At 32.7% G+C, this 23,917-nt stretch carries 22 protein-coding genes; 9 read left to right on the top strand and 13 right to left on the bottom strand.

Translation table 11 applies throughout. From position 1 onward, the window contains the following. Positions 1 to 96: 96 nt before the first annotated feature. Positions 97 to 1,725: an acyl-CoA carboxylase subunit beta gene (locus tag Z054_RS0107360; RefSeq protein ID WP_024769437.1), complete on the bottom strand. Its 1,629-nt coding sequence runs from the start codon at positions 1,723 to 1,725 to the stop codon at positions 97 to 99. Positions 1,726 to 2,230: 505 nt separating this feature from the next. Between Z054_RS0107360 and Z054_RS28045 the strand changes: the two genes are divergently transcribed. The 4 genes from Z054_RS28045 to Z054_RS0107340 are packed head-to-tail and all read left to right on the top strand — an operon-like array spanning position 2,231 to position 5,471. Next, the gene (locus Z054_RS28045) at positions 2,231 to 2,413 is read left to right on the top strand and encodes a CAL67264 family membrane protein (RefSeq protein WP_034238511.1); all 183 of its coding nucleotides are present in this window, start codon (positions 2,231 to 2,233) and stop codon (positions 2,411 to 2,413) included. A 40-nt stretch (positions 2,414 to 2,453) separates the two neighbouring features. Continuing rightward, positions 2,454 to 4,145, top strand: coding sequence for an energy-dependent translational throttle protein EttA (gene ettA / locus Z054_RS0107350; RefSeq protein WP_024769436.1), 1,692 nt, complete (start codon positions 2,454 to 2,456; stop codon positions 4,143 to 4,145). 1 nt (position 4,146) lies between these two features. Next, on the top strand, positions 4,147 to 4,839 hold the full coding sequence (locus Z054_RS0107345; RefSeq protein WP_024769435.1) for an HAD family hydrolase: 693 nt from the start codon (positions 4,147 to 4,149) through the stop codon (positions 4,837 to 4,839). Between the two features lie 2 nt (positions 4,840 to 4,841). Next, positions 4,842 to 5,471, top strand: a complete 630-nt coding sequence (locus Z054_RS0107340) for a chloramphenicol acetyltransferase (RefSeq protein ID WP_024769434.1) — start codon at positions 4,842 to 4,844, stop codon at positions 5,469 to 5,471. 95 nt (positions 5,472 to 5,566) lie between these two features. On the opposite strand, the gene Z054_RS0107335 is transcribed toward Z054_RS0107340, so the two are convergent. The 3 genes from Z054_RS0107335 to Z054_RS0107325 form a co-directional block, all read right to left on the bottom strand. Further along, the gene (locus Z054_RS0107335) at positions 5,567 to 6,352 is read right to left on the bottom strand and encodes a DUF3050 domain-containing protein (RefSeq protein ID WP_024769433.1); all 786 of its coding nucleotides are present in this window, start codon (positions 6,350 to 6,352) and stop codon (positions 5,567 to 5,569) included. A 335-nt stretch (positions 6,353 to 6,687) separates the two neighbouring features. Continuing rightward, complete coding sequence (locus Z054_RS0107330) at positions 6,688 to 7,809, bottom strand: histidine decarboxylase (RefSeq protein ID WP_035090976.1); 1,122 nt, start codon at positions 7,807 to 7,809, stop codon at positions 6,688 to 6,690. A 186-nt stretch (positions 7,810 to 7,995) separates the two neighbouring features. Further along, positions 7,996 to 8,586, bottom strand: a complete 591-nt coding sequence (locus tag Z054_RS0107325; RefSeq protein ID WP_024769431.1) for a pseudouridine synthase — start codon at positions 8,584 to 8,586, stop codon at positions 7,996 to 7,998. 328 nt (positions 8,587 to 8,914) lie between these two features. Here Z054_RS0107325 and Z054_RS0107320 point away from each other — a divergent pair, with 328 nt between their 5' ends. Continuing rightward, positions 8,915 to 9,364 carry a cold-shock protein gene (locus Z054_RS0107320; RefSeq protein ID WP_024769430.1) on the top strand — a complete coding sequence of 150 codons (450 nt, stop codon included), beginning with the start codon at positions 8,915 to 8,917 and terminating at the stop codon, positions 9,362 to 9,364. 114 nt (positions 9,365 to 9,478) lie between these two features. Here Z054_RS0107320 and Z054_RS0107315 read toward each other — a convergent pair whose 3' ends face one another. Beyond that, positions 9,479 to 10,282 (bottom strand): MBL fold metallo-hydrolase, encoded by an 804-nt coding sequence (locus tag Z054_RS0107315; protein ID WP_024769429.1) that lies wholly within the window; start codon positions 10,280 to 10,282, stop codon positions 9,479 to 9,481. Between the two features lie 220 nt (positions 10,283 to 10,502). Further along, a complete protein-coding gene (locus Z054_RS0107310; protein WP_024769428.1) occupies positions 10,503 to 11,258 on the bottom strand; it encodes a sulfite exporter TauE/SafE family protein in 756 nt (251 codons plus the stop codon). Positions 11,259 to 11,479: 221 nt separating this feature from the next. Between Z054_RS0107310 and Z054_RS0107305 the strand changes: the two genes are divergently transcribed. Beyond that, entirely contained in the window at positions 11,480 to 13,216 is a 1,737-nt protein-coding gene (locus Z054_RS0107305) for a SulP family inorganic anion transporter (protein WP_152538489.1), read from the top strand. A 9-nt stretch (positions 13,217 to 13,225) separates the two neighbouring features. On the opposite strand, the gene Z054_RS0107300 is transcribed toward Z054_RS0107305, so the two are convergent. From Z054_RS0107300 to Z054_RS0107290, 3 genes are all read right to left on the bottom strand, one after another. Further along, positions 13,226 to 14,191, bottom strand: a complete 966-nt coding sequence (locus tag Z054_RS0107300) for a peptidase associated/transthyretin-like domain-containing protein (protein WP_024769426.1) — start codon at positions 14,189 to 14,191, stop codon at positions 13,226 to 13,228. A gap of 153 nt (positions 14,192 to 14,344) precedes the next feature. After that, complete coding sequence (locus tag Z054_RS0107295; RefSeq protein WP_024769425.1) at positions 14,345 to 15,958, bottom strand: FAD-binding protein; 1,614 nt, start codon at positions 15,956 to 15,958, stop codon at positions 14,345 to 14,347. Between the two features lie 129 nt (positions 15,959 to 16,087). After that, positions 16,088 to 16,411 (bottom strand): hypothetical protein, encoded by a 324-nt coding sequence (locus Z054_RS0107290; RefSeq protein WP_152538488.1) that lies wholly within the window; start codon positions 16,409 to 16,411, stop codon positions 16,088 to 16,090. Between the two features lie 346 nt (positions 16,412 to 16,757). On the opposite strand from Z054_RS0107290, the gene Z054_RS0107285 reads away from it, so the two are divergent. From Z054_RS0107285 to Z054_RS28040, 3 genes are read left to right on the top strand one after another with little or no spacing between them, the layout of a single operon-like run. Next, entirely contained in the window at positions 16,758 to 17,087 is a 330-nt protein-coding gene (locus Z054_RS0107285; RefSeq protein ID WP_024769423.1) for a helix-turn-helix transcriptional regulator, read from the top strand. Then, complete coding sequence (locus Z054_RS0107280) at positions 17,081 to 18,367, top strand: type II toxin-antitoxin system HipA family toxin (protein ID WP_024769422.1); 1,287 nt, start codon at positions 17,081 to 17,083, stop codon at positions 18,365 to 18,367. The genes Z054_RS0107285 and Z054_RS0107280 overlap by 7 nt, the downstream gene beginning before the upstream one ends. A gap of 16 nt (positions 18,368 to 18,383) precedes the next feature. Then, entirely contained in the window at positions 18,384 to 19,214 is an 831-nt protein-coding gene (locus Z054_RS28040; RefSeq protein WP_035090973.1) for a DMT family transporter, read from the top strand. 106 nt (positions 19,215 to 19,320) lie between these two features. Here Z054_RS28040 and Z054_RS0107270 read toward each other — a convergent pair whose 3' ends face one another. From Z054_RS0107270 to Z054_RS0107255, 4 genes are all read right to left on the bottom strand, one after another. Next, entirely contained in the window at positions 19,321 to 19,572 is a 252-nt protein-coding gene (locus tag Z054_RS0107270; protein ID WP_024769421.1) for a hypothetical protein, read from the bottom strand. Positions 19,573 to 20,697: 1,125 nt separating this feature from the next. Next, on the bottom strand, positions 20,698 to 21,978 hold the full coding sequence (locus Z054_RS0107265) for a M20 metallopeptidase family protein (RefSeq protein ID WP_024769420.1): 1,281 nt from the start codon (positions 21,976 to 21,978) through the stop codon (positions 20,698 to 20,700). A 112-nt stretch (positions 21,979 to 22,090) separates the two neighbouring features. Further along, positions 22,091 to 22,843: a LytR/AlgR family response regulator transcription factor gene (locus Z054_RS0107260; protein ID WP_024769419.1), complete on the bottom strand. Its 753-nt coding sequence runs from the start codon at positions 22,841 to 22,843 to the stop codon at positions 22,091 to 22,093. Continuing rightward, a complete protein-coding gene (locus tag Z054_RS0107255; protein WP_024769418.1) occupies positions 22,824 to 23,915 on the bottom strand; it encodes a sensor histidine kinase in 1,092 nt (363 codons plus the stop codon). The genes Z054_RS0107260 and Z054_RS0107255 overlap by 20 nt, the downstream gene beginning before the upstream one ends. Positions 23,916 to 23,917: the final 2 nt, after the last annotated feature.

Raw genomic sequence — 23,917 nt, 5'->3', positions numbered from 1 at the left:
CAAATTTCATTAATAAGTAAACCCTAATTACTTAATAATTAGGGTTTACTTATTAATCTATAAAATGATTATTAGATGCGAGATGATATTTTAATTTTATACCTGAATTATTCCTAAATTAAATTTCTTTTCGATTGGAGAATGATCTGCAGCTTCTATACCCATAGAAACCCATTTTCTGGTATCTAGTGGATCGATAATGGCATCTGTCCAGATACGTGCAGCAGCATAATATGGAGAAGTCTGTCTGTCATATCTCGCTTTTATTTTATTAAACAAAGCTTTCTCATCTTCTTCAGATAATTGTTCCCCTTTCTTTTTTAAAGAAGCAGTTTCTATTTGTAATAATACTTTTGCTGCCTGCGAACCTCCCATTACTGCTAATTCGGCACTTGGCCACGCAGCAATTAATCTTGGATCATATGCTTTACCGCACATTGCATAATTACCAGCACCATAAGAATTACCAATTACGATTGTGAATTTTGGCACTACACTGTTACTTACGGCATTTACCATTTTTGCACCATCTTTAATGATACCACCATGTTCACTTTTGCTACCCACCATAAATCCAGTTACATCCTGTAGAAATACCAATGGTATTTTCTTTTGATTACAATTGGCAATAAACCGTGTTGCTTTATCTGCCGAGTCAGAATAGATGACTCCTCCAAATTGCATTTCTCCTTTCTTAGTCTTTACAATTTTACGTTGATTTGCTACAATACCTACAGCCCAGCCATCGATACGCGCATACCCAGTTAGAATAGTTTGTCCATATCCGGCTTTGTATTCTTCAAAATCAGAATCATCTACTAGTCGATTGATGATTTCCATCATGTCATATTGTTCATTTCTGGCTTTTGGTAAGATACCATAGATATCATCCTGATTTTCTTTTGGAGAAACAGGTTTGCTACGATTAAAACCAGCTTTTTCAAAATCCCCAATTTTTGACATTATATTTTTAATGGTATTTAGAGCATCTGCATCATCTTTAGATTTATAATCAGTTACTCCAGAAATTTCACAATGAGTGGTAGCACCACCCAGAGTTTCATTATCAATACTTTCTCCGATAGCTGCCTTTACCAAATAACTTCCGGCAAGAAATATACTACCTGTTTTATCTACAATCAATGCTTCATCACTCATGATAGGTAGATATGCACCTCCAGCAACGCAACTTCCCATAACAGCAGAAATTTGAACGATTCCCATACTACTCATTACCGCATTATTACGAAATATTCTCCCGAAATGTTCTTTATCAGGAAAGATTTCATCTTGCATTGGTAAATATACTCCCGCGCTATCTACAAGATAGATGATTGGTAATTTGTTTTCAATAGATAATTCCTGAGCTCTTAAATTTTTCTTTCCTGTAATAGGAAACCAGGCACCAGCTTTTACTGTTGCATCATTTGCAACAACAATACATTGTTTTCCACTTACATACCCAATCTTAACAACTACACCACCACTAGGACATCCTCCATGATCTTGATACATATCCTCTCCTGCAAAAGCGCCAATTTCTATAGATTTAGAATCTTTGTCCAATAAATAATCGATTCTTTCTCTTGCGGTCATTTTGCCTTTGGCATGCAGTTTTTCGATACGTTTTTCGCCTCCTCCTAATTTTACTTTAGCCAGTCGCTGTCGTAATTCTGATACTAAAAGTTTATTGTGATCTTCGTTTTTGTTGAAGTTTATATCCATTGCGTGTATTGTGTGTATTGTTTGCACGAAAATACAAAAAACGTAGATTTTATGAATGATAGAAAGTCAATTTAAACTGTGCTATTATTTCGTTTTTAAAATAATGTTTTTTAAATTGTTTAATCTGTTGTTTTTTAATGGTTTAATGGGGGTGTTGCTAAATCTATAATTAGAGATTCCATTGTTTCATGATTGAATTGGGTGGCAGTCAAATAATTTGGTAACAACGTTTGTTTGTATCAATGTAGTATCATCATTTAGAATCAGAAAATGATGATATGTGTTATTGATAATACTATGAATCATGTTTTATAGTTGATACTCAACCCTTGAAGATCTGTTTTTGAACAAAAGTAAATTCTTAATTTGCTGTAGCACAATAGGTAAACTGTTTTTTTGTCTTAACAACTCTATAAAAACCTGTGTTTTGACGATAAAATACCGATATTTGCACTTGCTTATATATAAAAACATGAGTAACCGTACTAAACTAAAAAAATAATTTATGGGAATGAATAAAAATACAGTGTTGGCTTGGGCAACTTTTATAATGATAATAGTTGGTTTAGCACTTATTGCATTAGGAGCTTTTAGATATAGAGATGTATCGGGATATGGTTTTGCGGCTGTTGGAGTGGGCTTTTTTGCAATTGCCTGGGTTTTTAATGCATTAAAAGGAAGAGTTTAACTCTTATAACTATACAATCAAAAATAACAATTAAGGGCTTATGTCAGACGATAAAAAAGTAATCTTTTCGATGTCCGGAGTGAGTAAAACGTACAAAAGTGCAAATACTCCGGTTCTCAAAAACATATATCTCAGCTTTTTTTATGGAGCTAAAATAGGTATCCTGGGACTTAATGGTTCTGGAAAATCTACTTTACTTAAGATTATAGCAGGAATAGATAAAAACTATCAGGGCGATGTTGTATTTGCTCCTGGATATACAGTTGGTTTGTTAGAACAAGAACCAAAACTGGATCCTGAAAAAACTGTATTAGAAGTAGTAAAGGAAGGAGTGGCAGAAACTGTTGCCATTTTAGACGAGTATAATAAGATCAATGATATGTTTGGTTTACCAGAGGTCTATGAGAATCCTGATAAAATGCAGGAACTTATGGATAAACAAGCTAACCTGCAGGATCAGATTGATGCCAGTAATGCATGGGAGCTGGATACCAAGCTAGAAATAGCTATGGATGCACTTCGTACTCCAGAATCTGATAAGAAAATTGGAGTACTGTCTGGTGGTGAACGTAGAAGGGTAGCTCTTTGTCGTCTCTTATTACAAGAACCAGATGTTTTATTATTAGATGAACCTACTAACCACTTAGATGCAGAGTCAGTTCATTGGTTAGAGCACCACCTACAACAATATAAAGGTACTGTGATTGCTGTAACTCACGACAGGTACTTTTTGGATAATGCTGCAGGATGGATATTAGAACTTGATAGAGGAGAGGGTATCCCCTGGAAAGGAAATTATTCTTCATGGTTAGATCAAAAATCGAAACGACTAGCACAAGAACAAAAACAAGCTTCTAAACGTCAAAAGACTTTAGAACGAGAGTTAGAATGGGTTCGTATGGCTCCAAAAGGCCGTCAGGCAAAACAAAAAGCACGTTTAAGTAACTATGATAAATTGCTTAGTCAGGATCAAAAACAAGTGGATGAAAAGCTTGAAATTTATATCCCGAATGGTCCTAGATTAGGAACTAATGTAATCGAAGCTACAGGAGTAAGTAAGGCTTTTGATGATAAGTTGTTGTATGAAGATTTAAATTTTAATCTTCCTCAGGCAGGTATTGTTGGTATTATTGGTCCAAACGGAGCTGGTAAGACCACTATATTTAAAATGATAATGGGAGAAGAGCAACCAGATAAAGGTAGCTTTGCTGTTGGGGACACTGCTAAGATCGCTTATGTAGATCAAAGTCATAGTAATATCGATCCCGATAAGACGATTTGGCAAAACTTTAGTGATGAACAAGAGCTAGTCACAATGGGAGGAAGGCAAGTGAATTCCAGAGCATATCTGAGTCGTTTTAATTTTAGCGGAAGCGAACAAAACAAAATGGTATCTGCTCTTTCTGGAGGTGAACGTAACCGATTGCACCTGGCAATGACCTTAAAAGAAGAGGGTAATGTATTACTTCTAGATGAGCCCACTAATGATCTTGATGTAAACACGTTACGAGCTCTAGAGGAAGGGTTGGAAAACTTTGCCGGATGTGCCGTTGTAATTTCTCACGACCGTTGGTTCCTAGATAGAGTTTGTACTCATATTTTAGCTTTTGAAGGAGATTCGCAGGTATATTTCTTCGAAGGAAGTTTCTCTGATTACGAAGAAAATAAAAAGAAACGTTTAGGTGGTGATTTAATGCCAAAACGTATTAAGTATAAAAAACTGGTAAGATAGTATGCCTTTAAAAAAGATTAAAGTAATTGCTTTTGATGCAGACGATACGCTCTGGGTAAATGAGACTTTTTTTAGAAAAGCAGAGGATGAGTTTTGTACTTTGTTAGAAGAGTACTTATCCAAAGAAGAAGCAAATAAATTACTTTTTGATGTTGAAATGCAAAACCTACCATTATATGGTTATGGGATCAAACCTTTTACACTTTCGTTAATAGAAGCAGCTATAAAAATTTCTAATGGAAATATGACGATTGATTTGGTGCAAAAGCTGATAGAAAAAGGAAAAGAAATGCTTCGGGAACCCATAGAACTGATTGATGGAATTGATAAAACATTAGATCAGTTATCTAAGAAGTATCGCCTTGTAATGGCAACTAAAGGAGATTTGTTAGACCAGGAACGAAAACTCATAAAATCAGGACTGGAAAATTATTTTCATCACATTGAAATTGTTTCTGATAAAACAGAAAAACAATATAAAAAACTAGTAAAACATCTGGATATTACCGAAGATGAATTTTTAATGGTAGGTAACTCTTTAAAATCTGATGTCCTACCGGTTTTAAATATTGGAGCACATGCATTTCATATTCCGTTTCATACTACCTGGGTACATGAAATGGTCGATGATAAAATTGATCACCCAAATTTTAGAAGTTTTGCAAAGGCTAGCGAGTTATTGCAAATATTATAAAAATGAAAACAAAACTAGATCTTACTACTTGGAACAGAAAAGAACATTTTGACTTTTTTGGTAGTTTTGATGAACCATTTTTTGGGATAACAACAACTGTAGATTTTACATTAGGATACCAAAAAATAGAAGATCTGGGGTATCCTTATTTTTTGTTTTATTTATACAAATCCCTTCATGCTGCAAATGCAATTGAAGCATTTAGATATCGTATAGAGGATAATCAAGTGTTTGTATATGATAAAATTCATGCATCACCAACTATAGGTAGAGAAGATCATACATTTGGATTTTCATTTATGGAGTATGATGATGATTTTGATATGTTTTGTAATAAAGCGCAACAAGAAATTGAAGCTGTTAAAAAAAGTACAGGATTACGACATACAGATAATGCCAAGCGTATAGATACTATTCATTATTCATCTATTCCCTGGTATAATTTTACTGGACTTACACATGCTAGGCATTTTCAGTTTAAGGATAGTGTTCCTAAAATTTCTTTTGGAAGATATACCAAAGAAAACGGTAGATTAAGTTTACCAATTGCTATTAATGTACATCATGGACTTATGGATGGATACCATATTGGTCTTTATCTTGAAGAGTTTCAGCGGTTATTGAATGAATAGTGTGTTTTTTATCATAAAAATGATTCTTTAAGACCGTAATCAATATAGAAAAACAAAAGCCTTATATTTAAATGTAAGACTTTTGTTTTATTGTTTTAGGTACTGTGTATAAGCTTTTTATTTTCGATTAAATCAGAAATGCAATCCCATAACCTAATTCTTTGAATTAATGATCTCTTGGCGACTTGCAAAGCTTCTTCCCACTTTTTTGAATCATTTCCACATAATTGAGAAATCATTTCTAATGAAAGCGGCCCATGTTCATCACCATCAAGTTCGATATGTCTTTCTAGGTAGTATGTTAGTTTGTTATATAGTTTATTTTCTGAGTCGGATTTTTTCAATATTTCAATAAACATATCAGGAATTACATCCTCTCTACCAAAAGTGAATGCAGATGCAATACGATGAGGTTCTCCTGTTTCTATAATTTCGAAAGAAAACTTAACAAAACCTATTACGTGTTGATCAATATGTAATTGGCTTAATGCGTCATTAACATCATTTCCGGATTCAATTAAATCAATTAACGAATCAATTTTGGACGTATCAGCTTTTATCTGTTTCATGGCATCTAAATACATTTCAAAATGACTTTTGGGTTCTCCTAATTCATTAATATCACTTTCTTCTGCATGTACTATTTCATTTATAAATCTTGATAATACAGGGTTTTTCCTTGGGGTCCAAGGAGTAGTGGTGTTAGTTAATTTAACCTGTATTGCTTTTAATAAAGACATGAAATCCCAAACTGCAAAAACATGGTTTTCCATAAATATTTTTATATCATTAATATGATCTAAATTTTTATAGAGCTTGTGATTTTGTAATTGTGCTCTTAAATCAAAAAGTTCATTTTCTATATGCTGCAACTTATTCATAATGTATACATTCTATTTTGCTATTTCATGTTAGCTATTCTAATCAAAGAAAAATTTTAAAGCTGTATTTTTTAGCTGGCGCAAAAATAATATAAAAACAGAATACCACCGCATATGGCGGTGGTACTTGCAATGATAAATCATTTTAATATAGGAAAGTATTGTTGAATTATATTAAATAGTGAATGGGATATTCTATATAAGAAATGACAACATACTTTTACACAAATTCATTGACGAAAATACCATAAAATCGTATGTTTATTTATGAAATAATCATTACAATTTGTAATACCCCATTCTATTATGTTATAATCACATGATTCAATTTTATATTAGATAGCGCACATTTCAACTTCCATATCTGCTATAAAGTTATCAATTTGCTCATAAGATACATTGGGCATGCAAATGATATGAGATTGCCCATTTTCTGTTGCTAATTGCCATTTATTTATAATTTTAGGACTAGGAGCAGGGAAAATTATAGTAATGGCATTGGGGTTTCTCCAGGCTTCAATTCCAAGGTTTTTTAGTTTACTTTCTGTGTAAGAAGCCACAGCCAAACTATGTTCTGTACGTTTTTTGAACCCTTCGATTCCTAATTTTTTTATCGCATACCATAAAAATAACGGAGTATGTCCATTTCTTGATCCGGTTATAGTAGCATCAGAACTACCTATGTATGCTATTCTTCTTGCAATTCGATCTCTATTATCTTTTTTTACAATAACTACACCCGATGGCATTGGAGACCCTATAAACTTATGTCCACTGATTGAGATGCTATCTATACCATCTTCAAAATCAAATTGAGGCCGTGGAGTAACGAACGGAGCAAAACCACCTGCCAAAGCAGCATCTGCATGAATGTAATGTTTCTCTATAGCCATATCTTTCAAAATTCCTTTAATTTTTTTGGTATTGTCTTTAGCTTCAGTCATTGTAGTACCAATATTTGCAACTACTATTGCTGGCCTATGTCTGTTGTAGCCAATAGCTTCTTTTAAATCGTTATAATCCATCTCACCGTTTGGAAGTGATTTTACAATTACATGATTGATATTGAGTAGGGTTACATTTTTTTGAATACTATAATGTGTAGCTTCAGAAAAATAAACCATTCCTTTTGGATATAACTCTCTCGCTACATAAAGACTGTATAGATTTCCTTCAGAGCCACCATTGGTTACATATCCCCAAATATCATTTTCATGAGCTCTAAATAACCCTGCAAAGAAATTTACAACTTCACGTTCCATAGCTCTCGAATCTACACGATATGTAGATTCGCTAAATGGATCTCCTAAATTATTTAAAGGAAACTGAAGAAATGGCATTAATTCTGAATAATCGAAATCTTTTGAAACTGGGTATCCTAAAAAGTTTTGTGTTGTACTTTTGATACTATAATATAATTCTTCAAGTTGCTGTTGTTCTGTAGTATGTAATTTCATAATAGGCTTAATAATTTGCTCAAAATTACATGTATCAGGTTAATATTCTAAATTAGATAATAAAATAAGAATATTAATCTTTTTTATTTCGTATTAAAAGATTTTAATTCTATTACAATAATATTTATGTACTCTTTTTAGAATATCATTCTTGTAGATGTTTTGCTTTTACTTTATAGCGTGTATTTATAAAGTGTATAATTCTTTTACTTCCCCAGCTTCCATTGCATCCAAATTGATAGTACCAACTCGTACGCGTACTAATCGCAATGTGGGGAAACCAACAGCCGATGTCATTTTTCGTACTTGACGAAATTTTCCTTCTTGTAATGTGATAGAGATCCAACTGGTCGGCCCGTGTCTATCATCACGTATTTTTTTTGGTCTTTCAGGGAATTTGGGAGTAGTTGCTAATTTAGAAGCTTTACAGGGGGTAGTGATGTATTTTTTTCCTTCAAAACCGATTTCCACTCCTTTTCTTAATAATTCAATTGCATCTATAGTGATGTCTCCATTTACCTGGGCATAGTATTCTTTTTCTACTTTACCACTGCAGATGTGGTTACTTGTTTTTCCATCTGTAGTGAGTAATAATAGTCCTTCGGATTTTTCATCTAATCGTCCAATAGCCATTATTCCTTCTGGAAAATCATATAACTCTCCTAATAGTTTCTTTGAATTTTGTTTTTGTCCGTTATTAATAAACTGGCTTAAATAGCCATAAGGTTTATAAATAGAGAAATGTTTATGATTTTGTTTATCGGTATTGTTTTCCATTCAAAAGTTATAGAGATTGCTGTTCTAGAGGTGAAAAAACGAGTTTTCGAATTTACGAATTTAGTTTTATCAAAGCCTAAATTTCATATAGAACCATGAATCAGGCAAATACTTTTCTGAAATTAAAAATGAAAACTTATCTTTGTAGAAATTTCAATACATTGATATTTATATATCAGGTGTATATGTTATTGCAACCACTGGGTAAATTATTCGGTAAATCAATCTTAGAAATTGCTATTTTCCAATCATTCGTTTAGTATTTCAATGACAACCTCCGTATTTTAGGTTAAAAAATAGGTTTAATAAAAAACAGTATAAAGAGCGAATGGCAAAATCACAACAGACTTTTAGTAAAATTGAAAAAGAGAAAAAGAAGTTAAAAAAGAGAGAAGAAAAGCAGAAAAAGAAAGAGGAGCGTAGAGCTAACTCTAACAAAGGTAATGGATTGGATAGCATGATTGCTTATGTTGATGAAAATGGATATATCACCGATACACCACCAGATCCAACCAAAAAGAAGAAAATCAAAGCAGAGAATATTGAAATCGGAGTTCCTAAAAGAGAAAAAGAAGAATTTGACCCGGTAAGAAAAGGGAAAGTTGCATTTTTTAATGATTCTAAGGGATATGGTTTTATTAATGACGAAGAAACTCAAGAGCGATATTTTGTGCATGTGAATGGATTGATGCAAGAGATAAAAGAAAATGATAAAGTATCTTTTGAGCTTGAGCGTGGTCAGAAAGGAATGAATGCGGTTAGAGTGAAAAAAATATAGTTACTATACTAATGTAATGATTTTTTATAATCATATATAAATAATTAAAAAGGTCTGCATGTATTGCAGACCTTTTTAATGTTAGATTATTTATTAGCCCAAACGATGCTAAAACTATTTAGTGTTGTTGGGATACCAGTCTAATTGAATTACTTCTATATCTGGGTTTTTTGACACTAGTTCTTTAAACTTTACAACATCACTTAATCCCTCGGTTCCTCGATAATGATATGGATATACTTGTTTAGGTTTAAATTCAAGCACAGCACTCGCAGCACTTTCTACTGTCATAGTATATGGTAGATTCATGCATACAAATGCCATATCTATGTATTGTAATGCTCTCATTTCAGGAATATCTTCTGTATCTCCCGAAAAATAGAGCCGTTTCTTTCCTAAAGTGATTATGTAGCCATTGCCTCTACCTTTATCATGAAATTTTAAAGCCTCTTCTCTTAGATTGTACATAGGGACAGCCTCAATAGATATGCCTTGCACCTCTTTTGTTTCTCCGTTATTAAGAATAATCAGGTGATCCGTATATTGTGCAGGAAGTTTTTCAGCTACTGCCTGGGGAGCAATAATTTCGGCGTTTGATAAATCCAGGCTATCCAAAGTTTCAATATCCATATGATCGCCATGTATATCTGTGATGAGAACCAGATCTGCAAGTTTCTTATCTTTAAAAGCTTTGGCTCCTCCTGCCGGATCTATATAAATAGTTTTCTTTTTCCATTCTAAAATAGTTGTAGCGTGGATTATTGGGTCGATAGTAATATCACTTATTGGTTTTTTTGGTATTTCTTGGGGAGCCTCGGTAATGGTTTCATTGCTTTCTTCGGTATCTTCATTTTTTTGCGATTTACAGTTCAAAAAAATAAGACATACCAAGGCAATGAATACGGGGGAAAGTTTCATATGATGATGATTTTTGTGTTTATTAGATCTAAAAGATAAGAATAATGGGCGAGATATGTGAAATAGGTAGTATTATGCTGAGTAGATAAAGTAATTGCTATAGGTTAGTTTTTGTGTAATGTATTGTGATAGAGTGTAAAGCAAAGCGGGGTGGGAGTATACTATTGATTACATGTTGGTAACTTCTCTTTTAGCTTTTTTTGTTTTTAGAGATTTTGGGTTAATTATCTATCCATAATTTAATCGCCATAGCAATAACCATAATGATCAAAAATACTTTAACCAAACCATCCCCTTTTTTAACAGACCATCTACTAGCAATCCATCCACCCGTAGCGTTTCCTATAGCAAGAACAAAACCATATAGGTAATCGATCTGATTATTATATGCAAAAATAGCTAATGCTCCAATGGTGTAAATAAAAACTACCAATACTTTGACAGCATTTGATGTAACAAGGTTTAGGTAATTTATAGAGGTTAATGCTAATAAGATAAATATCCCTACACCTGCCTGGATAAACCCACCGTAGACTCCAATAAAGAAAAAAGCGAGAATAGATATCCAAAGATGTTTACCATGTGTCCTTTCTATTACATTTTGAAGGTTTACTTTAGGTTTAAAAACCATAAAAAGGACTACGATAACCATTACAATTGCAAGGATTTTATTAAATGTATCCCCTTTGATGTCAATTGCAATCTGGGCCCCAATCAATGATCCAATAAGAGCAGATATTCCCAGGTAAATTCCAAAAGAACCTGGTTTGATTCCTTTACTCCTAAAACCAGCAATCGAAGAGATAGATTGAATGAAAACCCCAATACGATTTGTACCGTTAGCAACGGCAGGAGGGAGTCCCATAAAAATTAACATAGGTAAGGTAAGTAAAGAGCCGCCACCAGCAATAGTGTTAATTACTCCTGCTATAAACCCAATAATTGCTAAAATGAAAAGAAGTAATGTTTCGTTCATAGAGTTTTTTGAAAAATACTAAGAAAAAAGTAAACTATGTTGGCGTCAAAAATAGGAAAATCTCTATAATGAGTCAGACAAAAATTAATTATTTCTATTTAGACAGGATGAATTAAAATTTAAATAGATGAATTATAAATTCTTTTGGTATAACTTCTTAAACTGTTGTAGATTTACCTAATAAATCAAAAACCTTCAGTAACGTTAAAAAGTTATATAAAATAATTCCGTTTCTTCAGATTTTTAAGGATAAAAAGTATAATAGCTCTTTCTTTAAAGCAGATTGTATTGCAGGTATTACTGTAGGAGTTATCCTTATACCACAAGCGATTGCCTATGCATTGCTTATGGGAGTACCTCCGATTTATGGTTTATATGCATGCCTAATTCCTTTATTGCTTTATGCTTTTTTTGGAACATCCAGGCAGCTAAGTATAGGACCGGTAGCTGTTACTGCAATTTTAGTAATGAGTGGAGTAAGCCAACTTGCAGATCCGTTTACAGAGAAGTTTGTCGAATTGGTTTTGTTTACCGGTTTCTTGATTGGAGTACTACAGATTATTATGAGTGTGTTGCGTATGGGGTTTTTGGTAAATCTAATTTCCCAACCTGTAATTTCGGGGTTTATCTCTGCTGCTGCAATAATTATCATTATTTCTCAATTGGATCAAGGATTGGGAATTAGCATTCCAGATTTTAAATACACGCATCAAACAATTTGGTACACTATTAGTCACTTTTCTGAAGTAAATTGGATTACACTGGGGATTTGTTTGTGCTCTATTGTGATTATTAATTTACTTAAAAAATGGAAACGATCATTTCCTGGTGCCCTTACAGTACTTGTAATTACAACTTTTGTAGCCTATATTTTTGACTTAAACGAAAAAGGGTTGGCGATTATTAAAGATGTACCTAGCGGACTTCCTTCTTTTAGTATTCCAAATATGGATTATGATACAATGGTTGCACTAATACCATCTGTATTGACTGTCACTTTTATTGGGTATGTTGGAAGTATTGGGATTGCTAAATCTATAGAAATGAAAAACAGGGATCACATTATACGCCCTAATCAGGAATTATTTGCTTTAGGAATAGCTAAAGTGATTGGTGCTTTTTTTCAGGCGGTACCTTCTTCTGGAAGTTATAGCAGAACAGCAATTAATGACGAGGCAGGAGGGAAGACTACTGTATCATCTATTATAGCTGCGCTAATGGTTATATTTTCTTTGTTGTTTCTCACGTCATTTTTTTATTATATCCCAAAAGCAACTCTTGCGGCAATTATATTAGTTTCTGTATTTGGATTGATTAATTTTAGTGAAGCAAAATATTTGTTTCGACTTAGAAGACGAGATTTTATTGTAATGATCATCACCTTTTTTGGAACATTGATTTTTGGAGTAGAAAACGGAATCTTTATCGGGGTGATATTGTCATTTGTTTTTCTACAGTATTACAGTGCTCGCCCTCATATTGCCGAATTAGTAAACATACCAGGTACCAAATATTACAGAAATATCAATAGATTTCCAGATGCAATACAATCAGATGCATATTTAATTATTAGGTTTGATAATCAATTATATTTTGGTAATTCAAGTTATTTTAAAGATGCTATTCTGGCCTATGTTTCTGATCGTAAACCATTACCAGAGTTTCTAATCCTTGATAATACAAATATGCATGATATAGATAGCACGGGCCTTCATGTGTTAGATGATATCCAGCAATACCTTGATGATATAGGAATTCAATTGTTAATGGTGGGTACGATAGGTCCAGTCCGAGATTTTCTAAAACGATCTGGTTTTACAGATAGATTAGGTGCAACCTATTATTATTTGACAATCTCTGATGCGGTAGATCATGCAGAAAACCAAGCTGCTGAACATAAAGAAATACACGAAGCAGCGGTACAGTTTAATAAGAAAAGAAAATCTTTTTTAGATTAATGCTGTTCTCTAATCCTCTTCGTATAAGTGCAATTTTAACCCCATACCATAGTTGGTGTTGTTGTTTTTGATCAAGTTATTGTTTTTGCTATATCCTCTGTCAAAACGTTGCCAGGTTCTATTTTTAAAAAATACTCTTCTGGTAAAAGTTTTGTAACTACTTATTTTGTCTGTAAACGGAAGTAAGGGTCTAAAAGTAGTAGACACTTTAACTATACCTTTTCGAGTTTCAATTTCACTGTACTTTTTTGTTTGCTGTAGTTTTCCATTCTTGTCTGTATAGCCTAATACTTGTATAGAGACAAAAACACCTTCTTTTGGGATAAAGACTTTATGTTCTGAAACGTTCAGTTCAAAATTAGATTTATCTTTATTAGTTACCTTAAATATAATATCCTCATACGATAGTCTTTTCCCTGGATATCCATTGTTATTGCTGTAAAACTGCATCTTGAACAAAGTAGAAAAAGATTGTTTTTTGTTAGAATTCCGATTTGAAGATTCAGTTTTAATAGGTAGGTATACTGAAGCAATTTTGGTAGACTTCTCAGAGCTTTTAGGAAAGAAAACTGCAATTTCAGACTCTACTGTAGGAAGCCAGCTTTTAAAATAATCATTATGTACTTCTGAAGCCAATTTCTTGGTTTTGTATTTTCTTTTCTTTTCTGCTGTAATATATACCTCTTTAAGTTCTGCAATATCCTGGACTAAAAGTATTTTTTTGGGTAAGGCAGCGGTAGAAAGCGCTAACTCTTTATATCCAATGGATGATACGTATAAAGAATCTATATCAGAATACCATTTTTTTGAGAATTGGAAATTTCCATCAGCATCAGCAAATGTACCACTTCCATTCCTAAAAGAAATTGTAGCATATGATATAGGTGTATTTTGTACAGAATCAAGTACAGTATAGGTCTGTGAATAGACAATTTGTGCTAAAAAAAGCAGTAGTAGGTGGGACAGCTTTTTCATTGGGTAATGGGATTAGAAAAACTAAAGTAATGAAATATATTTATACTAGAACGATTATCGTGCCAAAGAGCTATAATTATAATTAAAATTATTTTCAATTATAATTATGTTTTATGATTAAATAATTAACAATCAATTATTTGTGTTACTTATCTAAACAATTACTCCAACTACTTTGTTTAATCCGCATCTTTCAATAAAACCATTGGTAAATACGTTCATTGATTCAGAATCAAGTAAGTCGTTACGAGTATCAAGCCAATGTTGTACCGTGGCAGTACCATACATATTTTGAATACGCTGAAAATCGAGATTAAAATTTATTTTCCCCCAATGTAAGGTGTATGGAATATTAATGGCTTCTAATCGGTTCCATACTTTTTCATAGAATTTTCGGGTTATATCTGCATCTACACCATCTAATTCTAGTACACAGGTTTTGTCAAATTTTGTAAAGCCTAATAAAGCCTCGGTTCCTTTTACGTATCGCAATGATATTCCGCCAGGAAAAGGATCACCATCTTCAATAATCATCATAATTTCTTCGACTACTCGTACACTATCTTTAATATCTATTCCTAGAGCTGCACTGGCAACTTTACCTCTAAATTTGGTGTTGCTAAATGTTTCTCCAATAGTTCCCTCCATAGGAGGAATTTCTTTGTAAGCCAGAGGGAATAGTATGTTGACTAATTTTGGGACTAATAAAATCGATAACCCTCCCAGACTATCCATAACTGTTTGTATTAGTCCCAGTAAATCATCACCATAGGTTAAGCCTTTGTCGTCAGGAGTCCTACGGGTATAGTTATCTCTGTATTTGCGTTTGTAGGAGACTTTTAGGAATACACCTTTATTGTTGTTGTCTGGCTCAAAATCATATGGATTTATAAGTATTTCAAAATGATACAATTCTCGATCAGGAGAATGTTGAGGAAAGGGGAGTATGGTGTTAATTGTTGAAAAATCTAATGTTTTCATGGTGCTTTTAAGATCACTATTGTAAGCGATTTTATCTATGCGATGTTCTTCGAGTAGAAATTTGGGCTCTGTTTCTATCATAATACCGTGTATGATTCCAAAACTTCCGAAGCTTACCAAGGCGGCATTAAACATAGTGTCATCTCTTATTAAATCTGCACCTAACCAATTAATAAATCGATCGGATACTATAGGGTTAGAGCTTCGTTCTAGCCATATGTGACGATCTCGACCAACGACTAGATGTATCCCGGTTACAAAATCCTGTATTGCTCCTACGTTAAAAGCAGCGCCGTGGGTGCCTGTGGATAGAGCGCCTGCTACTGTTTGGCCATTGCTAGCTCCCGAGGCTTTAATGGAGCGATTAGGTCGTTTTTCTTTTTCTAATTTTGAATTAAGTTGTAATATAGAAACTCCGCATTGTACAAAAAATAGATCTTCAGCTAATCCTCCTTTGTTTAAGTATTCGTTGCTTATGTTTGGTTTGCTAACCGAAAAACTAAGACGTAATGATTTAGTGTCTAGGATACCGCCTTCAGAAACAGCTACCTTAGAAAATGACCAGCCGCTTCCCATAGCGCGTAATCTAATGTTGTTATCAATTGCATGTCCTGTTAGCCATTGTAGGTTTTTGGTCGTGGCTATGTATTTATCAGCTCCTTTACTCAACGAATCATCATTACGCACTTTGAAAGAGGCGTTTTGTGTTAGTTTTTGAGTAAAATTTTGATGCCTGTTTTCCCATTTCCTTATAGGTAATGTCTCGATGCCTTTTGGTAACGCCATGATTATACTTTTTTATATTTTATTACAAAATGTCTTTGTTTTTAGATAGCACTGCTGGCAGATCAATATCAAATCCGATATGGTTCCTGTGTTTATTGATATAAGCCAAACAGAAATGATGTATTTAATCTATAATTCATCAATTGGTGGATCTGGTGGAGCGCATTCCCATTCTATGGTTTGTGGTATAACAATGCCTAGTGTAATTGTAGATAGTAATATGTATCCAAGATTAGTGGTGTTAGTTGCCGAGCTTAAGTGCTTAGATTCGCACTTGGCATCGATATCTTTAGGAGAAACTAATCCCCAGGCGAAACTCCAGGAGGTTTTAGTGTTTTTAACCACAGAATCACTATCATGAATACTTACAACTCGTGTAGACATGCAGCTTGTACAACAAAGAGTTATTGCTAGTACTGCGCTTATACTTTGTAATCGAATAGAATGTTTCATTGTCTTAGATTTTAAGACAATCAGACGATATGATAAGAGGGGATTGTTAAGTAGGTTAAAAATAATAATATTCTAAATGATATAAAAGGGGGATTTACCTGTTTTTCATAATGATAAATATTAAAAATTCTATTTTAATGAATGATAATACTATCTGTAGTCAAAAATATTTATTTAAAGTATATTTTGGTATACTTTATGGTTTTTTAGTTAATATTAAGTATATTATGATATACTTTACTATATTTGATACATTATTGTGCTAAGGAGTATAATATATTATACTTAATTTACGTTTTACATTTTTAATGTATATTATTATATACGTTAATTTAATTTATGTGTGATGAATATTAATAACCTTTCAGACGAACAAATACTGGCAGAACTTACTCAAAGAGTAAAACAACGACGCCTTAATCTTAATATTACTCAGGATGAACTTTCTAAAAGGGCAGGGGTACATGTGCAAACGATTAAGAATTTTGAATCCGGAAAGACAACTACTTTATTAACTTTTATCCAAATACTTCGGGCATTTGGAGATTTAAGCGCATTAAGCTCTTTATTTCCAGATCCGGGTATAAGTCCCATAGAACTATTAAAACTAAAAGGAAAAGAGCGTGAGCGTGCGTCACGTAGCTCTAAAAATCAAAATGAAGACCCATTATGGTAGATGTTATTAAAATTACCCTTTGGGGAGAAGAATTGGGAGCATTGAGTTGGGATAGCAAAAAAAACTTTGCTTCTTTTGAGTTTTTCTCTTCATTTCTAAATAAAAATCAGGATGTGTCACCGATACACATGCCGATACGGTCTTCTGCAAAAAAAATATATAGCTTTCCTAATCTAAACCAGGAAACCTACCGCGGATTACCAGGAATGTTGTCTGATGTATTGCCCGATGATTTCGGAAATCGCTTAATTGATCAATGGCTAGCTCTTAATGATATCCCAAAATCTAAATTTACCCCACTAGATCGCTTGTGTTATATTGGTACTCGTGGTATGGGAGCATTAGAGTTTCAACCTGCAAAACACATAGGACAAGCTCAAACTACTACCCTCGAAGTAGATAAACTGGCACAACTGGCAGAAAAAATACTTAATACACGAGAAAAACTAGAACTAAATCTTTCTGAAACAGAACACCTTAATGAATTGATTAAAGTAGGAACTTCGGCTGGAGGGCAACGGGCTAAAGCCATAATCGCTTACAATTCCACAACAAATGAGATCCGATCGGGGCAAGCCATAGCTCCTCACGGATTTGAACACTATATTTTTAAGTTTGATGGAGTAAATGATACTACTCTTGGAGACCCACAAGGGTATGGAAGGATCGAATATGCATATTATTTAATGGCATTGGATTGTGGTATTAATATGGAAAAATCTTTACTTTTTGAAGAGCATGATAGAGCTCACTTTATGACCAAACGCTTTGATCGCCATAGTAATAACGAAAAAATACACATGCAAACCTTGTGTTCGATAGCACATTTTGATTATAAATCTCCAGGTGCACACTCTTATGAAAATGCATTCGAAGTAATGAGACAATTACGATTACCACATAGTGATGCTATACAATTGTACAAAAGAATGGTGTTTAATGTCATTGCCCGTAACCAGGATGATCATACTAAGAATATTTCTTTTTTGATGGATAAACGTGGAGTTTGGAGACTTTCTCCTGCTTATGATGTGACTTATTCGTACAATCCAGAAGGAATCTGGACCAGCATGCATCAGATGTCAATCAATGGTAAACGGGATAATTTTACACTACAGGATTTGATTACTGTAGGAGAGAAGATTAGCTATAAAAATCATAAGGAAGCAATACAGCAAGTTGTTGATGTTGTTTCTAATTGGGGGCATTATGTTCAGAAAACAGGAATTCCAAAATTACAGGGTGATCGATTAGCAAAACCATTTAGGTTGCACCTTTGATTTTTTAATTAAATACATGAAAAAAGCTATATACTTTATGCTTCTTAGCGCTGTGTCTTTTACAGCAATGAACTTACTTGTTAAGTATTTAGCACATTTTGGAGGAGCACAGCTGGTATTTTTTAGAGCGTTTGGCTCGTTATTTTTTACAATGAGTTATTTGTTATGGCATGAGATTCCAATATTGGGTAACCAAAAAAGATTAATGATTTATCGAGGCCTTGCAGGAGTTACTTCGATGGGATTATTCTTTATGTCAGTTAATTATCTTCCTATTGGTTCTGCTGTATCCTTACGATACTTATCACCAATATTTGCTACCATTTTTGCTGTATTTTTTCTTAGAGAACAAGTAAAACCAATACAATGGTTGTTCTTTTTGATGGCTTTTAGTGGAGTTTTGATGATCAAAGGTTTTGATCCCAATGTAGATTCTTTTGGTTTACTGTTAGTGTTGGGCTCAGCAGTATTTAGCGGAGTGGTATATGTGCTTATCAATAAAATTGGTCATGGCGATCATCCCGTTGTGATCGTTAACTATTTCATGTGGATTTCTGTTACTGTAGGAGGTGTTCTTTCCATTTTCAATTGGACCACACCAATAGGAGTAGAGTGGCTACTATTGCTTAGTCTAGGGATTTTTGGGTATTTCGGACAGTTATTTATGACCAAAGCATTTCAATCTCAGGCAACGAATAAAGTGGTATCCTTAAAATACGTCGAAGTTATTTTTACGATGATTGCAGGGGTGTTTTGGTTTACCGATATATATCCAATCCTAAGTATTATAGGGACCTTATTAGTGATCATTGGATTAATCCTTAATATTTGGTACCGTAAACGTTAACCTGATTTATGTGTTAGGCTTAGTTATAAGGCCCGAAAGCCTCAAGACATAGTAGGTTTCTAATACATAAATCGGGTTAGTATTACGAGTACTTGAAAGACTTTAATTATGAAAAGTCTTCTCTAAGATAAAACATGAGTTTTCTCTTATCTGTAAAGCTTTTGATAGTAATAATATCACCTGTAATTTTATTATAAATTACTTCAACAAATAATAAATCTACATAATAAATAGAATAGTAAAAATCACGATTTTGGTCATTTATTGTAAAGAGGTGAATGCCTCGATCCCAGAGGTCTTTGTATTTAATATCTAATTGTCGAGCATTAAACTCTTGTTCAAGGGTAATTCTTTGCATAAGCTATTAATTTTAATATGAGGCGTGATAAAACTACGGAAAAACCGTAACATATGCAAGTGAAAATTGTACAATATGTTGAAAAACAATAAAATGCATGTATAGGATGGCCCTTGCTTAAGCATATATTTGGTTATAGAACATTAGGGTTTTAAATAGCTTTATGGCCAATATTAACCATAAAACAATTATTATCTTTTTGCAAAAAGAATAGGTGTAAGTATTGCATATAGTATATACCAAAAAAAACTTTATTTAACCCTGTTTTTGTCTTGTGTAAGAAAAATCTTTTATTGAAATACAATAAATCCTACATGAAAATGTACTATTGCAGGTTTTTGTTTCTTTTGGCCCGAATTAACTAATAAAGAAGTCATTTTATAGAAAGCGGCCCCCTTTGGTTAACTACTCCAATAGAGGGCCTAAATTGAAACATAATTGGTATTTAACACAAACTCAACTTGTACTAATTATGAAGTTTCAACTTTACTTTTTACTAGTTCAAATATATCTTAGTTTTATAAAATCCATCATGTTTATTCATAAAAAAATTAACATTTAACCAATTAATAACAAAGTAATGTTAATTAATTGTTAACCAGTTGCTTGAATATACATGCATATGGGTGAATCTGTTTGATTATATTTGTTTTAGGAGTTCCTTTCTAGGTTTGTTCTACCCTTTTTATGGGGTAGCCATAATAAAGAAAATAAAAAACGTCAAATAGATACAGATTGTGTTCTCAATTCAGAGAAAAACAAAGCTAATTATAGAGTATTAATGCTCTTTTAAAATTCATTGATAGTAGGGAAGAGTCAGGTGCTAAATTTATGCTTTAAGAGTTTTTATCATTATATAAATAGGTTTATAGTTGTCTCTTGTTTCCTACGCTAATATTTAAAAATACTTTAGTGATACTTCTAGGGCTACAAAAAGTATGTTGAGTAAATCCCACTAACCGATCAATAATCCAGGATACCACTATAGATTTTGTCTTATAAAGCTTTTTCTTTAGCTCAGGATTTGGAAAAATAATCTTATTAAGATGTCTTATACTATTTCATATAAGAACTGGCATTAAATATTAGGGAGTCGTTGATTGATGTTTGACCTCTACATGATTTTTATTTGTTGTTAGTACGTTCGAAAATTAAAGAAGCGAAACACTGTACTCCATATTTTATCGTTTTTTCATCTACAGCAAAGTTTGGTGAATGTGGCATAGAACTTATACCTTCCTCAGTATTAGATCCTCCTAAAAAAAAGAATACTCCAGGTACTTTTTGCTGATAAAATATAAAATCTTCGCCAAAATAAGGAGCTTGTCCGTACAGTGGTTTAAACATTTCTTCATTGTAAAAATTACGAATAGTTTGTTCAGCAATGTTTGTGAGTTCAGGATCATTTATAGGAGTTGCATAAGCTCTTGAATATCCAATAGAAATAAAAGCATCTTTAAATTTAGAATTAAGGATTTGTTTTTTTATTTCAAGGGGTATACTATGAGTATTTTCAATATTAGTTTCAAAGAAACTAGCGCTAAAAAAAGTGGTGTCCTGATCTTTATAAAGTTTTGTTCCATCTAATAAAAAGTAGTCTTTATAAATTGTTTCCTTACTTGTGATCCCAATTTTAGGATCAGAAATATTATTTATGATATCCCAAGGTGAGCCTTTAAGGGGATTACGAGCATAACCTTTTAGAACAGTATTCATAAAATTTTCTAATTCATTGTCATTGACACTAGGTTTGAATTTTACCTTAAGGCTTCTTTGATAAGCAAATAATTCATTAGCCTTAAAATTGATCATTCCTGATGTTCCAGGACCAATATGTAGTCCATAAATTTCATCTGGTTTAATGATGTCAAAAAGCCCATCTTTAATCATGTCTTTTGCACCTGTAAAAGTCTCTTCAGATGGCTGAAAAATAAAATAAACGGTACCTTCTAGATCTTCTTTTTGTTGGGATAAAATAGTAGCTATTCCTAAACCAATGGTTGTATGAACATCATGACCACAGATATGTCTTATACCTCTATTTTTGGACTTAAAGGTAACTGGATCTGGATCATCTGTTTTAATAGCATCCATATCTGCTCTCCAAGCTATTTTTCGGCCTTTTTTACCACCTTTTAGAATTCCTACAACTCCATGACCACCAATATTAGTTTTTACTTCTAATCCTAAATCCTTTAAATAATCGGCAACGATTTTAGAAGTTCTTTTTTCTTGCTTAGATAGTTCAGGATTCATATGTAAATCGCGCCTAATTTTAACTAGGTTATCATAGATCTCATCGGTTTGTTTTACTATTTTTTGGTAGGTATTCGCGCTTTTATCTGATTGTGCACTAAGTATTCCAGTAGCTATTAAAAATACTATTGTTATAAGTTTTATCTTCATGATATAATTTTTTTTGTTATTTATTATATCACAAATATTGTCTTATTCTGTTACCATAAATAGAGCTTTTTGTTGAAGTGTTATTTTTAATTGTTGAAATGTAATACGCTTATTATTTGTTCATCCATTCTTTAAAATCACTGGTCTTTTGCCTACTTACAATAAATTCTTGATCTCTTGGATTTAACATAGAAAGTTTAACTCGATGATTAAAATACGAATCTATTTTTTGAATTGAAATTTTGGAAATAATTTGACCACGGTTAATCCTATAAAATTGATTAGGGTCTAACGAGCTAAATAATTGATCGATAGTTTCATCAATAATGTAGCGTTTATTAATAGTCACTCCAAAAGTGATGCTTTCTTGAGAATACACATATATCAAATCAGAAGTTTTAATTTGTACAAATCCGCTTCCTTCTTTTACTAGTATACCTTCTCGTTGGTTGATTACTTGCATACTACTAAGAAGCTGTTTTAAAATATCAGGAGCAACAACAGAGGGTGTATTTGTTTTAAAAAACTTATTAAGTGCAGTATTTAGTTCATCCTGTTGGATTGGTTTGAGTAAGTAATCTATGCTATTTACTTTGAAAGCTTGAATAGCATATTGATCAAAAGCAGTTGTAAAAACAATAGGTGCTTCTACATTTACTTCCTGAAATATTTCAAAACTCAGACCATCCGCTAGTTGTATATCCATGAATACTAAGTCTGGAGTTGGATGTGTTTGAAACCATATAACAGCATCTTCAACTGTATCGATTACGTCTAATAATTGATATTCGAAACCACCAGTTTTGAGCACGCTTTGTAATTGATTGGCTGCACGCGATTCATCTTCAATAATCAGTACTTGCATAGTTTTTATTTTGATCTGTTATTTTTAATAAGGGAAGGGAAACGGTAAATTGATTTCCATCGTTTTTAATTTCAGGAGATTTGTTAGAAATCAAAGCATATCGCTTTTGTATATTCTTTAGCCCTACTTTTGTTGAAGGTATTTTAGTAGATTTTAATTCAATTTTATTCTGTACTATTAACTGATGATCTTTAGCTTCAACATGTATTACAAGAGGCTTTCTTTTCGAAATCACATTATGTTTTATTGCGTTTTCAAGTAAAAGTTGAAGACTCATAGGGGCAATCATAGCATCTAGTGCTGTTTTTGGAATATGCCAATTCAATTTCAGGTTATCTCCAAATCTTTCAGACTGAATATGAATATAGGCTTTAGCAAATCTTAATTCTTCTCTAAGCGAAGTTAGATTAACATTTCCAGACTGTAATATAAAACGATATACATCAGATAGTTTGTCAACAAATTCTTTTGCGTCCTCTTTAGAATTTTGATCAATAATGTCCCGCAATGTATTGAGACTATTGAATAAAAAATGAGGTTGTGCCTGGTTTCTAAGTGCATCTAATTGTGTCTGTACAATCACTCGTTTTGCTTGTTCTTCTTCTTTAATTGATTTTTTTAATCTTATATAATAATAAACTGCTTCATATATTGCCATTGTCATAATAGTGATTAATATAATAGGTATAAGTATCTTTAATTGTGTGGTGTGACTGGAGTTCATACCAAATAAATTAAAGATCTTTGTTAGTAAAAACCCTCCAACGAAATCAACAAATAGTATAGTACTAATAATAGCTAGAAAAAATATTACGATGCGCTTTTTATCATCCTGAAAATCAGGATATTTTTTCCGTAAAAAAATCATAATTGATCTTATAATAAACCAATCAATAATTGTAAAAAATAGGGAGGCACTCCAATTAAGAGTTGCTATGCCAAAAGAGTGCCTTGCAAATGAATTATTAAAAAGGTAGTCCGTAATCAAACTCAGAATTAGAATACCTATGACAGTGAACCAAAAGTCATTAAAACCTAAATATTGTATACGTCTTTCTTTGTTAAATAGCATAG

Origin of the sequence: Aquimarina macrocephali JAMB N27, assembly GCF_000520995.1 — a bacterium.
GTDB lineage: Bacteria > Bacteroidota > Bacteroidia > Flavobacteriales > Flavobacteriaceae > Aquimarina > Aquimarina macrocephali.
The sequence above is the reverse complement of the archived record's forward strand: the minus strand, read 5'-3'. Positions and strand labels throughout refer to the sequence as shown.

What these genes read in the sequence shown, in the direction of transcription:
- Z054_RS0107295 (WP_024769425.1), bottom strand. Translation starts at nt 15,958, where the DNA reads ATGGCGTTACCAAAAGGCATCGAGACATTACCTATAAGGAAATGGGAA.
- Z054_RS0107315 (WP_024769429.1), bottom strand. Translation starts at nt 10,282, where the DNA reads ATGAAACTTTCCCCCGTATTCATTGCCTTGGTATGTCTTATTTTTTTG.
- Z054_RS0107260 (WP_024769419.1), bottom strand. Translation starts at nt 22,843, where the DNA reads ATGCAAGTACTGATTATTGAAGATGAATCGCGTGCAGCCAATCAATTA.
- ettA (WP_024769436.1), top strand. Translation starts at nt 2,454, where the DNA reads ATGTCAGACGATAAAAAAGTAATCTTTTCGATGTCCGGAGTGAGTAAA.
- Z054_RS0107360 (WP_024769437.1), bottom strand. Translation starts at nt 1,725, where the DNA reads ATGGATATAAACTTCAACAAAAACGAAGATCACAATAAACTTTTAGTA.
- Z054_RS0107280 (WP_024769422.1), top strand. Translation starts at nt 17,081, where the DNA reads ATGGTAGATGTTATTAAAATTACCCTTTGGGGAGAAGAATTGGGAGCA.
- Z054_RS0107340 (WP_024769434.1), top strand. Translation starts at nt 4,842, where the DNA reads ATGAAAACAAAACTAGATCTTACTACTTGGAACAGAAAAGAACATTTT.
- Z054_RS0107310 (WP_024769428.1), bottom strand. Translation starts at nt 11,258, where the DNA reads ATGAACGAAACATTACTTCTTTTCATTTTAGCAATTATTGGGTTTATA.
- Z054_RS0107265 (WP_024769420.1), bottom strand. Translation starts at nt 21,978, where the DNA reads ATGAAGATAAAACTTATAACAATAGTATTTTTAATAGCTACTGGAATA.
- Z054_RS0107255 (WP_024769418.1), bottom strand. Translation starts at nt 23,915, where the DNA reads ATGCTATTTAACAAAGAAAGACGTATACAATATTTAGGTTTTAATGAC.
- Z054_RS0107290 (WP_152538488.1), bottom strand. Translation starts at nt 16,411, where the DNA reads ATGAAACATTCTATTCGATTACAAAGTATAAGCGCAGTACTAGCAATA.
- Z054_RS0107345 (WP_024769435.1), top strand. Translation starts at nt 4,147, where the DNA reads ATGCCTTTAAAAAAGATTAAAGTAATTGCTTTTGATGCAGACGATACG.
- Z054_RS0107320 (WP_024769430.1), top strand. Translation starts at nt 8,915, where the DNA reads ATGGCAAAATCACAACAGACTTTTAGTAAAATTGAAAAAGAGAAAAAG.
- Z054_RS0107335 (WP_024769433.1), bottom strand. Translation starts at nt 6,352, where the DNA reads ATGAATAAGTTGCAGCATATAGAAAATGAACTTTTTGATTTAAGAGCA.
- Z054_RS28045 (WP_034238511.1), top strand. Translation starts at nt 2,231, where the DNA reads ATGGGAATGAATAAAAATACAGTGTTGGCTTGGGCAACTTTTATAATG.
- Z054_RS0107330 (WP_035090976.1), bottom strand. Translation starts at nt 7,809, where the DNA reads ATGAAATTACATACTACAGAACAACAGCAACTTGAAGAATTATATTAT.
- Z054_RS0107300 (WP_024769426.1), bottom strand. Translation starts at nt 14,191, where the DNA reads ATGAAAAAGCTGTCCCACCTACTACTGCTTTTTTTAGCACAAATTGTC.
- Z054_RS0107270 (WP_024769421.1), bottom strand. Translation starts at nt 19,572, where the DNA reads ATGCAAAGAATTACCCTTGAACAAGAGTTTAATGCTCGACAATTAGAT.
- Z054_RS28040 (WP_035090973.1), top strand. Translation starts at nt 18,384, where the DNA reads ATGAAAAAAGCTATATACTTTATGCTTCTTAGCGCTGTGTCTTTTACA.
- Z054_RS0107285 (WP_024769423.1), top strand. Translation starts at nt 16,758, where the DNA reads ATGAATATTAATAACCTTTCAGACGAACAAATACTGGCAGAACTTACT.
- Z054_RS0107325 (WP_024769431.1), bottom strand. Translation starts at nt 8,586, where the DNA reads ATGGAAAACAATACCGATAAACAAAATCATAAACATTTCTCTATTTAT.